General features: G+C 30.1%; 17 protein-coding genes and 1 tRNA gene. 13 read left to right on the plus strand and 5 right to left on the minus strand.

The window, feature by feature from the left end; all coding sequences use genetic code 11:
* From AC8IGH_RS03995 to AC8IGH_RS04025, 7 genes are all read left to right on the plus strand, one after another.
* The coding region (locus AC8IGH_RS03995; protein WP_507419428.1) for a SufD family Fe-S cluster assembly protein at window positions 1-558 on the plus strand (558 nt) is incomplete at its 5' end.
* Window positions 558-1301: a Fe-S cluster assembly ATPase SufC gene (gene sufC / locus AC8IGH_RS04000; protein ID WP_507419429.1), complete on the plus strand. Its 744-nt coding sequence runs from the start codon at window positions 558-560 to the stop codon at window positions 1299-1301. The genes AC8IGH_RS03995 and sufC, both read left to right, overlap by 1 nt.
* Before the next feature lie 5 nt (window positions 1302-1306).
* Window positions 1307-2530, plus strand: a complete 1224-nt coding sequence (locus AC8IGH_RS04005) for a SufB/SufD family protein (RefSeq protein ID WP_507419430.1) — start codon at window positions 1307-1309, stop codon at window positions 2528-2530.
* Entirely contained in the window at window positions 2527-3729 is a 1203-nt protein-coding gene (locus AC8IGH_RS04010) for an aminotransferase class V-fold PLP-dependent enzyme (protein WP_507419431.1), read from the plus strand. The genes AC8IGH_RS04005 and AC8IGH_RS04010 overlap by 4 nt, the downstream gene beginning before the upstream one ends.
* Complete coding sequence (sufU, locus tag AC8IGH_RS04015) at window positions 3729-4199, plus strand: Fe-S cluster assembly sulfur transfer protein SufU (RefSeq protein WP_507419432.1); 471 nt, start codon at window positions 3729-3731, stop codon at window positions 4197-4199. The genes AC8IGH_RS04010 and sufU overlap by 1 nt, the downstream gene beginning before the upstream one ends.
* The gene (locus tag AC8IGH_RS04020) at window positions 4199-4504 is read left to right on the plus strand and encodes an iron-sulfur cluster assembly protein (protein WP_507419433.1); all 306 of its coding nucleotides are present in this window, start codon (window positions 4199-4201) and stop codon (window positions 4502-4504) included. The genes sufU and AC8IGH_RS04020 overlap by 1 nt, the downstream gene beginning before the upstream one ends.
* Window positions 4501-4836 (plus strand): HesB/IscA family protein, encoded by a 336-nt coding sequence (locus AC8IGH_RS04025; RefSeq protein ID WP_507419434.1) that lies wholly within the window; start codon window positions 4501-4503, stop codon window positions 4834-4836. Before AC8IGH_RS04020 ends, AC8IGH_RS04025 begins: the two co-directional genes overlap by 4 nt.
* Here the strand turns inward: AC8IGH_RS04025 and AC8IGH_RS04030 are convergent.
* Complete coding sequence (locus tag AC8IGH_RS04030) at window positions 4826-5599, minus strand: NAD kinase (protein WP_507419435.1); 774 nt, start codon at window positions 5597-5599, stop codon at window positions 4826-4828. The two genes, AC8IGH_RS04025 and AC8IGH_RS04030, sit on opposite strands and share 11 nt — an antisense overlap.
* 36 nt (window positions 5600-5635) lie before the next feature.
* On the opposite strand from AC8IGH_RS04030, the gene zapE reads away from it, so the two are divergent.
* A complete protein-coding gene (gene zapE, locus AC8IGH_RS04035; protein ID WP_507419436.1) occupies window positions 5636-6691 on the plus strand; it encodes a cell division protein ZapE in 1056 nt (351 codons plus the stop codon).
* Between the two features lie 18 nt (window positions 6692-6709).
* Here zapE and AC8IGH_RS04040 read toward each other — a convergent pair whose 3' ends face one another.
* Both AC8IGH_RS04040 and AC8IGH_RS04045 read right to left on the minus strand, forming a co-directional pair.
* The gene (locus tag AC8IGH_RS04040) at window positions 6710-7918 is read right to left on the minus strand and encodes an ammonium transporter (protein ID WP_507419437.1); all 1209 of its coding nucleotides are present in this window, start codon (window positions 7916-7918) and stop codon (window positions 6710-6712) included.
* The gene (locus tag AC8IGH_RS04045; RefSeq protein ID WP_507419438.1) at window positions 7919-8257 is read right to left on the minus strand and encodes a P-II family nitrogen regulator; all 339 of its coding nucleotides are present in this window, start codon (window positions 8255-8257) and stop codon (window positions 7919-7921) included.
* A 131-nt stretch (window positions 8258-8388) separates the two neighbouring features.
* Between AC8IGH_RS04045 and AC8IGH_RS04050 the strand changes: the two genes are divergently transcribed.
* The 3 genes from AC8IGH_RS04050 to AC8IGH_RS04060 all read left to right on the plus strand — a co-directional run bounded on the left by AC8IGH_RS04050 (window position 8389) and on the right by AC8IGH_RS04060 (window position 10359).
* Window positions 8389-9420, plus strand: a complete 1032-nt coding sequence (locus tag AC8IGH_RS04050) for an MBL fold metallo-hydrolase (RefSeq protein ID WP_507419439.1) — start codon at window positions 8389-8391, stop codon at window positions 9418-9420.
* Between the two features lie 3 nt (window positions 9421-9423).
* Complete coding sequence (locus tag AC8IGH_RS04055) at window positions 9424-10218, plus strand: sulfite exporter TauE/SafE family protein (protein WP_507419440.1); 795 nt, start codon at window positions 9424-9426, stop codon at window positions 10216-10218.
* Window positions 10219-10283: 65 nt separating this feature from the next.
* Window positions 10284-10359, plus strand: a tRNA-Thr gene (locus AC8IGH_RS04060).
* Here AC8IGH_RS04060 and AC8IGH_RS04065 read toward each other — a convergent pair.
* Together AC8IGH_RS04065 and AC8IGH_RS04070 are read right to left on the minus strand one after the other, a co-directional pair.
* Complete coding sequence (locus AC8IGH_RS04065; protein ID WP_507419441.1) at window positions 10360-10740, minus strand: hypothetical protein; 381 nt, start codon at window positions 10738-10740, stop codon at window positions 10360-10362.
* Between the two features lie 6 nt (window positions 10741-10746).
* Window positions 10747-11721 (minus strand): quinone oxidoreductase family protein, encoded by a 975-nt coding sequence (locus AC8IGH_RS04070; RefSeq protein ID WP_507419442.1) that lies wholly within the window; start codon window positions 11719-11721, stop codon window positions 10747-10749.
* Between the two features lie 33 nt (window positions 11722-11754).
* Between AC8IGH_RS04070 and AC8IGH_RS04075 the strand changes: the two genes are divergently transcribed.
* Together AC8IGH_RS04075 and ndhC are read left to right on the plus strand one after the other, a co-directional pair.
* Window positions 11755-12207: a tetratricopeptide repeat protein gene (locus AC8IGH_RS04075; RefSeq protein ID WP_507419443.1), complete on the plus strand. Its 453-nt coding sequence runs from the start codon at window positions 11755-11757 to the stop codon at window positions 12205-12207.
* Window positions 12208-12317: 110 nt separating this feature from the next.
* Window positions 12318-12553: NADH-quinone oxidoreductase subunit A (gene ndhC / locus AC8IGH_RS04080; protein ID WP_507419444.1), on the plus strand; the 236-nt coding region annotated here is incomplete at its 3' end.

A 12553-nucleotide genomic window follows, 5' to 3' on the forward strand; every position in this document is an offset into this window, starting at 1 on the left:
AATTCTAAAATTTCATGGACACAAGTTGAAACTGGTTCAGCAATTACTTGGAAATATCCAAGTTGTATTTTACAAGGTGATAACTCCTCTGGTGAATTTTATTCAATTGCAATAACAAATAATTATCAAAAAGCAGACACCGGAACTAAAATGATTCACCTTGGAAAAAATACAAAGAGTAGAATTATTTCAAAAGGAATTTCCGCTGGTCACGCTGATAATACATATAGAGGTCTTGTAAGCATTAATTCAAAAGCAAGTAATGCTAAAAATTATACTCAGTGCGATTCATTATTAGTTGGAAATTTATGTGGAGCCCATACAGTTCCCTACATTGATAATAAAAATTCAACATCAACAACAGAACATGAGGCAACAACATCTAAAATTAGTGAGGAGCAATTATTTTACTGCAAGCAAAGAGGTTTAAATCAAGAAGAAGCCGTAAGTTTAATTGTAAACGGGTTTTGTAAAGAAGTACTACAACAGCTTCCTATGGAATTTGCTGTAGAAGCACAAAAATTAGTTAGCATCAGTTTAGAAGGGAGCGTTGGTTAATGTTAAGTATTGAAAAATTAAATGTAAGTGTTGGTGAAAAAAACATCTTAAAAGATTTTAATCTTAAGATTGGAAAAGGCGAAGTACACGCAATTATGGGCCCTAATGGATCAGGAAAAAGTACACTCTCATATGTATTAGCCGGTAAAGATGGTTATGAAGTTGATGGTAAAATAATGTTTAAGAATGAGAATATTATCGAACTTGAGGCTGACGAAAGAGCGCAGAAGGGAATATTTTTAGCATTCCAATACCCAATTGAAATTCCAGGGGTATTTATGAATAACTTTTTAAAAACATCATTGAATGCAGTTAAAAAAGCAAAAGGTGAAAAAGAAGTAGATTTAGTTGAATTTTTATCTTTAGTAAAACAACATGCTAAAAAACTTGGCATTAAAGATGAGCAATTAAGTAGAGCTTTAAACGTTGGTTTTTCAGGTGGAGAAAAAAAACGTAATGAAGTTTTACAAATGTCACTGTTAGAACCAGATCTTGCAATTTTAGATGAAACAGACTCAGGACTAGATATTGATGCTCTTAAAGTTGTTGCAGATGGAGTAAACGCTTTAAGATCACCTAATAGATCTTTCTTAATTATTACTCACTATCAAAGATTGTTAGATTATATCAAACCAGATTTCGTTCATGTTATGGTGAATGGCACTATTGTTAAAACGGGTTGTTCTAAACTTGCACAAGAGCTTGATAAGATTGGCTATAAGGAATTTCAAAAAGCAATCTAACTAACATGAATACTATTACTGATATTAAAGAGGTAAGTGAATTAAGAGCACTTAGTTTAAATCTTTTTAATAAACACGGATATCCAACTAGAAAAGATGAAGATTGGAAACAATCTCAATTAAATTATTTTTTAGAAAATAATAAACAGCTCGAAATTTATAAAACTAATAACGAAACTATTAATGAAAAAGTTTTTGAAAACTTTAAACATAATAAAATTATTATAGTAAACGGATTAGTTCAAAAAACAGACTTTATCGGAAAAGACAAAGATAAATTAATTATTACGACAATTGACGAATATTATAAAAAAAATAATAAGAATTTATCAAAATTATTTAGTAATAAAAAAAATCCACTTGTTGCTGTAAACAACGCATTAGCAAAAGTAGGTTTTTATTTAGAAATTAAAGATAATTTAGATTTACCGATTATCATTTATCATCAGTACAATTCAAAAATTGATCAAAAGCAATTGCATCAAAAAAATTACATTTTGATAAATAAAAATTCAAAAGCGTCAGTCTATGAAAAATTTACAAATGAAAATAAAAAGACATTTATTAGCATCAATACAAATATTGATGTTGAACAAAATTCCCAAATTAAAAATTATATTCTTAATTCTAATAACACTGAAAATTGTATTTACAGATTTAAAAAACTTAATATTGCGGCAAGTGGAAATTATGAAAGTTTTATATTTTCAAATATAGTTAAAACAATCAGAGATGAAGTTGAAATCAATTTAAATGAATCCTTATCCGAATGTTATTTGTATTATACGCAGTTCTTAAAAGATAACGAAGATCATGAAATCAAAGTTAAAATTAATCACTTAGCTGAAAATACACAGAGCTATCAGTTTTCAAAAAGTATTATCGATGACACTGCTAAAGGAGTGTATCAAGGTAAAATATTTGTTGATCAGATAGCCCAAAAGACGAATGGTTATCAGTTAATTAAGAGTGTTTTACTATCTGATCAGTGTACTTTTCACTCAAAGCCTGAACTTGAAATATATGCTGATGATGTAAAGTGCAGCCACGGTTCATCATCCACATCATTAAATAAAGATGAGCTATTTTATTTAATGGCAAGAGGGATTACAAAAATTCAAGCCAAAAAATTAATCATTCAAGGTTTTTTATCTGAGGTGATTGATAAAATTTCAGATGAGTATTTTAAGAATTATTTTCTAATGAAAACTGAAGATATTGTGTCATGAATTTAAAGGATATTAAAAGTCAGTTTCCAATATTTAAATCCAATAAAAATCTTATCTATTTTGATACTGCAAATTCTGCACAAAAACCAAAGCAAGTTATTGATACTTTAGAGGACTTTTATAAAAATCATTATGCTAATATTGGTAGAGCTGTATATGGTCTTGCTGCAAGAGCTACAGCTAATTACGAGAGTACTCGAGAGGTAATTAAAGAATTTGTTAATGGTACAGAAGGTGAGATTGTATTTACTAAAAATTCAACAGAGTCATTAAATTTAGTAGCTCATTGCTTTGGTAAATTTTTAAAAGAAGGTGATGAAATAATATTAACCGAGGCTGAGCACCACTCTAATTACGTTCCGTGGCATTTTTTACGAAAAAAAAAAGTAAATATAAAATTTATTCCAATCAATGAAGATGGTGAGGTTGAAGTTAATAAATTAACTTCACTCATTACTACTAAGACAAAAATTATTAGTGTTATTCACATATCAAATGTTACTGGCCTAACAACAGATATTAAAAAAATAATTTCAATTGCTAAGGCTAAAAAAATACCCATCTGCATCGATGGCACACAAGCAGTCGCTCATACTCATGTAGATCTTAAAGATTTAGATTGTGATTTTTATGCATTCTCTAGTCATAAAATTTATGGACCCACAGGTGTTGGAATTTTATATATGAAAAATAAATGGATTGAACAATTTGAACCATTTATCGGGGGTGGCGGGATGATACAAAATGTTGATACTAAAAATATTACTTACGCATCAGGCGTAAGTAAGTTTGAAGCTGGATCGTTAGCATCTGCAGAAGTAGTTGCTCTAAAACAAGCAGTTAAATTTGTTAAAGATATAAAAGTTAAAAATATTATAAGTCATGAGCAAAGTTTAGCATCCTATGCTTTAGATAAAATTAGTAAGTTTAATGATATTGAATTCGTAGGCAGTCCTTCAACTAAGGCAAGCGTATTTTCTTTTAATATTAAAGGTGTTCATGCACATGATGCATCAACGGTTTTTGACGAGGATGATATCGCAGTAAGAGCAGGTCATCACTGTTGTCAAATTCTTCATAAAAAGATGAAAATTGGATCATCTCTTAGAATGTCGTTTGGTGTTTATAATAATAAACAAGATATTGATGCTATATGCGAAAGTATCAAGAAATGTAAAAAAATATTTAAATTAAAATAATGGATTTAACTGAACTTTATCAAGACTTGATATTAGACCACGGTAAAAAGCCAAGAAACTTTGGTAAGTGTCATGAATTTAATCATGATGCAGAAGGACATAATCCTTTATGTGGAGATAATATTCATGTCTACTTAAGTTTAAATAATGACAAAAAAGTAAAAGACATCTCATTTGAAGGTTCAGGTTGCGCTATATCTGTTGCGTCCTCATCGATCATGACAGAGATCGTTAAAGGAAAATCTGAAAAACAAGCAAGAGAATTATTAAGTGCATTTTTTAAAATGATTAAAGAAGGACAAGAAATAAAAAAAATAGGTTTATCAGAAGATGAGCACATTAAATTCTCTTCCCTTGCTGGAGTTGGTAGATTTCCAATGAGAGTAAAATGTGCGACATTATCTTGGCATACTCTAAGAGCGGCATTAGATGATGAAAAAAAACCAATTAATTCGGAAGTAATTGACTAATGGAACATGCACAAAAAATTGATGAAATAAAAGATAAATTAAAGACTATCTTTGATCCTGAGATACCAGTTGATATTTATGAGTTAGGTCTTATTTATGATGTAAGGCTTAAGGATAAGAATTGCGAAATTGACATGACTCTTACTTCTCCAAATTGTCCAGAAGCTCAAAGCATTCCTAACAATGTTAGAAAGGCTGTTGAAAGTTTAGGACATTATGATGAAGTGGTTGTCAAAATTGTTTGGGATCCACCGTGGGATAAAAGTAAGATGTCGGAGGTTGCAAAATTAGCTTTAAACATATGACAAAACAATTAATTTCTATTTCTGATAATGCTGCAAAGCGTATTAAAGAAATTTTAAGTAACGCTGAGAGTGGTGTTAGAGGAGTTCGTGTTTCTGTAAAGTCAGGAGGTTGTGCTGGAATGGAATATGAAATGACTTATTTAAAAGAAACTATTCCCAATGACGAAGTAGTAAAAGATAATGGGGTTGAAGTATTTATTGATCCAAAAGCTATTATGTATTTGCTTGGAACAAAGATGGATTACAAAGAAGATAAATTTTCATCTTCTTTTGTATTTAATAATCCAAATGAAACAGAACGATGTGGCTGTGGTGAGTCTTTTAAAATTTAAATTGTTCTGCTAAATTTCTCTCTTTTAAACCATATTTTTTATCGTACAAAAGTCTAAAAGTTTTATTTTTATTTAAATAAACACTAACATTTAAAACATCACGAAATTCAATATTATCAGCAACCACGCTCACGGGTCTTTTTTTTGGATCTAAATTCTTAATAGAAACTTTTGCATTACTATTTATAGTAGCACCTCTCCATCCCCTTGGCTTAAACGGTGAAATGGGTGTAAGCGCCAATAAATTAGATTCTAAATCTAATACTGGACCTCGAGCTGACAAATTATAAGCAGTACTACCAGCAGGGGTAGCAACTAAAGTTCCATCACAAACAATTTCTTTCATTCTAACTTTATTATCAATTTTAATTTCAAGTTTTGCTGCTTGACGAGTTTCTCTAAAAACAGATACTTCATTTACAGCAATAGCAGTTTTAATTTTACCATTTTTATTTTTTGCATACATTTCGAGTGGATGAAGTTCTGCAATGTCAGCTTTATTAATTTTATTAATTAAATCTTTTTCATCAAATTTATTTAATAAAAATCCGCGATTACCTTTATTCATTCCGTAAAATGGAATCTTATATTTTTGATATTTTTTAAGGGAAGCTAACATAAATCCATCACCGCCTAGAATAATAAATACATCCGAATCATTAATTGAAAAATTTTTATATTTTTTAGTAATAGATCTTTTTGCAGCCTGTGCATTTGGACTTGAGTCTGCAATTACGTGAATTTTATTATACGATCTATGCATTTGTGAAAAATTTAAAATCCTTTAATAACTAAGCTAATGTATCACTTAAATATTTCCGAGGCATTTAAAAAATATGTCAAGAAAAACGGCCTCCATAAAAACATAAATCAGGAAGATTTAATTAAAACGCTTGGAGAATTGACCGAACAATTAACCCCTTCTTTCTTAAAGTCGGTTACAAATATTTTTTCAAGCAAAAAGCCTAAAGGCTTTTACTTATATGGCAGTGTGGGGGTTGGCAAAACGATGATTGTTAATTTCTTTCTTGAATATCTTAATCAAAAACGAGTTTTAAAGACCCATTTTAATAAGTTTATGGTGGATATTCATAATAAACTTCACAAATTAAAAAACGAAAAAAATCCTTTACCAAAAATTGTAAAAAAATTTAAAGAAGATTTTGATATTATTTTTTTTGATGAGTTTCAAATTACTAATATCGCAGATGCAATGATTTTAGGTAAATTATTAGAGCAGTTTTTTGAAAAAAATATTTTTATAATTACAACTTCTAACACTAAACCTGATGACTTGTATTTAGGGGGACTTCAACGGGATCAATTTCTTCCTTATATTGAGACAATTAAACAAAACTCAGTAATTTATTCTTTAGACTCAGGAAAAGATTATAGAGAACTTTATTTAAGTAAAAAAAATAGATTTTTTATTATTAAAGATCCTCAAACTAAAAAGAATTTTAATCAAGTTTTATTTACCGTTTTAAGCGGAAAACAATTTCATACGAAAGAAATTGAAATTAAGGCGAGAAAAATAATTATTGATAATTATGTCTCAGGAATTGCTAAATTTGACTTTAAAGATTTATGTTTTCAAACCTATGGTTCCGAGGACTATATTGAAATTTGTAAAATTGTAAAAATTTTCTTTATTGAAAATATTCCAAATTTTACAGAAGAATTAATTAATGAGCAGTATCGATTTATAAATCTAATTGATATTATTTATGATAATCAATTAAGTTTAGTTGCAACTGCAGCAGTGCCAATTAAGCAAATTACTAGTAGTGTAAAATTGCAGAAAGTTTTTCAACGAACGATTAGTCGGTTAAATGAATTGACGAGTAGTCACTAAAATAAAAGTAGACTTGTTTTAAAGATTGTAACTTTTTTCTCCGTGAGTTCCTAAATCAACTCCTTCAAATTCTTCTTGATGAGAACTAACTCTCAAACCTAAGGTTTTTTGTATAATTTTAACAATAATTACAGTTACGATAAGTGAAAAAATTGCAACAGATAGAACTCCAATAATTTGCACAATGGTTTGATCAAAAGCAGATTTTTCTATTCCTAAACCACCAAAAGTATCCGTTGCTAAAATTCCTGCTAGCAAAGTTCCTAAAATTCCACCAACACCATGAACTGCAAATACATCCAAAGAGTCATCTATCTTTAATTTAAATTTTATAAATCCCACAAACCAATAACAAATACATCCTGATAACAATCCTAGAATAACTCCACCCATAGGACCGATAAAACCAGAAGCAGGAGTAACCGTTGCAAGTCCAGCAACCATTCCAGTAATAATACCAACTAATCCTGGCTTTCCGTTTTTATACCAGTCAATACACATCCAAGTTAAAGTAGCTGTTGCAGCAGAAGTATGAGTAACTAGCATTGCCATTGCGGCATTTCCATTAGCTGCTAAGGCTGAGCCAGCATTAAATCCAAACCAACCAACCCAAAGCATTGAAGCACCAACCATAGCAAGAACTGGACTGTGTGGAGGATGAACTATTTTTGGAAACCCTTTTCTACTGCCTAAAAAATAAGCAATAACTAAGGAAGATATACCCGCAGTCGTATGAACTACTAATCCACCTGCAAAATCTAGAACACCTTTTTTAGCAAGCCAACCATTTCCCCATACCCAATGAGCTACAGGGGCATATACAAAAATGACCCACAACAAAGTAAATAACACAACTGCAGAAAATTTAATTCTTTCAACAAAGGCTCCAATTATTAATCCTGGAGTTATAATTGCAAATGTCATTTGAAACATGACAAATAGTAATTCAGGTATTTCACCACTTAGTGAAGAGATTTTAATATTTTTTAAAAAGAATTTATCAAGATTGCCAATAAAGGATCCCTCGCCAGAAAAAGATAAAGTGTAACCTGCAACTACCCAAATTACAGAAACTAATGCAGCTATTAAAAAACATTGGGCAAGGACAGATATTGTGTTTTTAGATCTAACTAACCCAGCATAAAATAGAGCAAGACCCGGCAGTGTCATAAACAATACTAACGCTGTCGAAGTTAATATCCAGGCAGTATGACCAAAATTCACCATTTAAATTGCTTTTGGTCCTTTTTCACCAGTTCGAATCCTAATTACTTGTTGAAGATTTGTTACAAATATTTTTCCATCGCCAATTTTACCAGTTCGAGCAGTATTAACTATTGTGTCTAAAACTTTTTTTAATTTTGCAGTTGTAACTGCGATCTCAAGTTTAGTTTTGGGTAAAAAAGTAACTTCATATTTTGAACCCCTATAAAATTCTGTATGACCTTTTTGTCTTCCGTAACCTTTTACTTCTGACATGGTGAGCCCGTGAATACCAATATCATTTAATTTTTTTTTTATGTTATCTGCTTGTTCAGGCTTAACTATTGCTGTTATCAATTTCATAATTGCAAACAGTAATTTAATTATATCTTTAGTAAACAAATAAAAAAATTAGTAATACAACTATAAGTTTTAGTTATTAAATTATTCTTAAATATTGGATTTAGTTTTAAGAAAGGTTTAAATAAAAATAAATGTTATTCAGACAATTTTTTGATCAAAAATCTTGGACCTATACTTATCTCATTGCATCTGGAGTAGGCAGAGAAGCTTTAATTATTGATCCTGTCATTGAAAATGTAGAACAATATATTAGAATTTTAAAACAGTTAGATCTTAAATTAGTAAAAGTAATCGATACCCACATACATGCAGATCATATTAGCGGCATGGCAGAGTTAAGAGATAAAACAAATTGTATTACTGTGATGGGTGATAGAACCCCTGCGGATGTCGTATCCATGAAAGTTGCAGATGGGGAGGAGGTAAAAATTGACGGAATTTCTATCAGGGCGATGTATACCCCAGGTCATACTTCGGAGAGTTTTAGTTTTGCTATGAAAGATAGAGTTTTTACTGGTGATGCTCTTTTAATTAGAGGGACTGGAAGAACTGATTTTCAAAATGGAAGTCCTTATGATGCTTATGAGTCTTTGTTTAATAAATTATTAAAATTACCAGATCAAACCTTAGTTTACCCAGCTCATGATTATAAAGGCGAGATGGTCTCAACTATTGGAGAAGAAAAAAGATTTAATCCAAGATTACAAGTAAAATCAGCCCAAGAGTATGCAGACATTATGAATAATTTAAATTTACCTAATCCTAAATTTATGGATGTCGCAGTTCCTGGAAATTTGGCACTTGGTATCAATTTAGAAAGACAAAAAACTGCAAGCGGAATATCTGCTGACCAATTTAAAAAAGAGTTAGAAACTAAAGATCATATCTTAATTGATCTTCGAGAAAATAATGAAATTCATAAAGATGGACAAATTGCAGGATCTGTTCAGATAAAATTTAATGAAATTTCAAATTATTTTCATGAAAACAAATCTTTTTTGAAAGAAAAAAAAATTTTAATTTATTGTAATGTTGGACACAGATCTACACTTGCAGTTCAAATTTCTGCCTCCTATGACTTCAAATATGTAAAACATTTAATTGGAGGAATTCAAGCTTGGAAAAAAGCTGGGCTTAAAGTTGAAAATATATCTCATCATTAAATAATGTTTATTATAGGACTTATTGCGTCATTTATTATGGGAACAGTTCTTTCCTTATTAGGAGCGGGCGGTTCTATATTAACACTACCTATTTTGGTTTATCTATTTAAGGTACCAGTCATTGCAGGTACTAGTTATTCATTATTAATTGTAGGACTAACAGCTTTATTTGGATTTTTTACTTATTTTAAAAATAAAACAATCAATATTAAAGTAGGCATCATTTTTGGAATTCCTTCAATTATTGGCGTCATTATCGCAAGAAAGATTTTAGTCCCTTATATTCCAAACGAATTTATATTTATTGGTCTTACCATTACTAAAAGTATTTTAATTATGTCTTTATTTGCTTTTTTAATGGTCACTTCTGCAGCCTTAATGATCCGCGATAGAAATCTTAAATTTGAAAAATCAAAAAAGAAAAATGAATTTGAAAGAAATGTTTTGATTATTTTAGAAGGTTTAATTGTAGGACAACTTACTGGATTTGTAGGAGCGGGAGGTGGTTTTTTAATAATTCCTGCTCTTGTATTGCTCACAGGTCTTAATATGAAGACTGCTGTTGGAACATCTCTTTTTATTATTGCAACAAAATCTTTAATTGGATTTGGCAGCGATGTTATGAGTGGATTTGTAACGGATTGGAATTTTGTAATTTACGTAATGATCTTTACAATCATTGGTTCTATCATTGGTACATTTCTTTCCAAAAAAGTAAGCGATATAAAATTAAAAAAAGCCTTTGGTTACATGACGCTTGTCATTGGTTTTTTGATTATTTTAGAACAAATATTTTAATTTTAATTAAATAATGTTTGTTTTTATATTTTAGATTATGTACTAAAATCATCTTTTTACTAAATGCCCTAATAGCTCAATTGGTAGAGCAACTGATTTGTAATCAGTAGGTTGGGAGTTCAAGTCTCTCTTAGGGCACCATTAATTGTTTTTAAAAGTCGATCGTATTGCAATTCTAAAACACAAAGTTCCTAAAGTTATTCCACCATAAACAATCAAGAGTGGATAAAAATCATAATTAACTAATGCCGCATACCAAGGAGCAAGAGTTAGAACAAATGGAAAAAAAATTAATCCTAAAAATGCAATGATGGGACCAAATACATTTTTGACTATAGCAAAACAAATAAATAAACCCCAAATTCCACTAATTATATAAATTAATATAGATATTAGAAAAAGAGGACTTAAGCGTATTTTTTTAAATCTTGAAAACCTTGGTTGAAAGGACTCGTTATGATCAATTCTTTCAGCTTCAACTTCTTTAACTTCTATAATTTCTTTTTGTTTATCCTCAGACAATTTGAGTTATGGAACTAGGATTGAAGGACCCGTTAATTTTCTAGCTTCTAATTCTTCGTGAGCTGTTACCGCATCTTTAAGTGCAAATTTTTTAAATATTTTAACTTTAAATTTACCTGTTTTGATAGCTTCAAATACTGTGTTTGCGCTATTTACTAATTCTTCCCTAGTAACGGTATAGTGAGCGATTGAAGGTCTTGTAAAAAAAAGTCCTTTGGGTGCGATGTGTTTTTTAGGATCTACTTTTTCAACTAATCCTGATGCATTACCAAAGGAAACCATGGTTCCACGAATAGCTAAACATTCAATGGACTCTTCAAATGTTTTAGCGCCCACACCGTCGTAAACTACATCAAGCATTTTACCATTTGTAATTTCTTTTACTTTTTGTGAAAAACTTTCTTTTGAATAATTAATAACGAAATCACAACCATTCTCTTTTGCAATCTTAACCTTATCTTCTGAACCAACAGTTCCAATAACTTTACATCCTAAAGATTTTGCCCACTGACATAACACTTGGCCAACTCCACCTGCAGCAGCGTGATATAAAATAAACTGATCTTTTTTAACTTTATAAGCACGGTGTAATAAATATTCAGAAGTAATTCCTTTAAGCATAATGCATGAGGCAATCTCATCTGAAATGTAATCTGGAATTTTTACTAATTTTTCTTGCGGATAAACTTGTTTTTCTGAATAAGACCCTGGAGGGGCAGCAGCATGGGCCACACGATCACCTACTTTAAATTCTTTTACATCAGAACCAATTTCCTCAATAACTCCAGCAGCTTCAAGACCAATTCCGGTTGGAAGAGGTAGTGGGTATGTTCCTGAGCGATGATAAACATCAATGTAATTTAAACCGATTGCTTTATTTTTGATTAAAACTTCATTGGGTGCTAATTTTTTAAGTTCAGCATCCACAAATTTCATTACATTTGCTTTTCCAGTTTCTGTAATTCTAATTGCTTTAACCATAATTAATAATTATTATTAAAACATATTTTACTAATGATAAAAACAATATTTCTATTCATTTTATTAACATTTTCTTTCAATACACTAAGTGCAAGAGCCGCAGATTCTGGTCCTTCACCTCAAATTATTCAAAAAACGAACCCAACATATGCTGAGGCAAAAACTTTAGTTAAAAGTAAAAAATTTGATCAAGCAGCTGCAATGTTAGAAACGTTATTAAAAGATAGTAAAAATGCAGGCAATCCTGATATTTTAAATGATTACGCTTATTCTCTTAGAAATTTAAAACAGTTTGAAAAAGCGGAAAAATTTTATTTGGCTGCTCTTAAAATCAATCCAAAACATGTTGGGGCCAATGAATACTTAGGTGAGCTATATTTACAAACTAAAAGATTAGACGAAGCTAAAAAGAGATTAGAAGTTTTAAAAACTTGTAATTGCGAAGAATATAAAGAGCTGAAAGAAAAAATCGAAAAATACAAATAGTTTCCTTTAAAAAATCCCTTTAAAAACAATAATTTCTTTTAGAAAATCTATTCACAGTTGCATTAAATGAATGTTTGGTTGTTTTTATTCTTATTATATAAGAATGCCCAATGTTCTTTGAATACTTACAAAATTACTTAACTATTTTAATCTTTTTGTTCGTTGCAATCGGAATTGGAATAGCTTTCATCGTCGTTAATTTTCTTTGTGCGCCAAGCAAGCCGGATGCTGAAAAACTTTCAGCTTATGAGTGCGGATTTGAACCGTTTGGAGATTCTCGAATGAAGTTTGATGTGCGTTTTTATCTAGTATCTATTCTTTTTATTATTTTCGATCTTGAAGTTGC

Origin of the sequence: Candidatus Allofontibacter sp. (assembly GCF_038145245.1) — a bacterium.
Lineage (GTDB): Bacteria > Pseudomonadota > Alphaproteobacteria > Pelagibacterales > Pelagibacteraceae > Fontibacterium.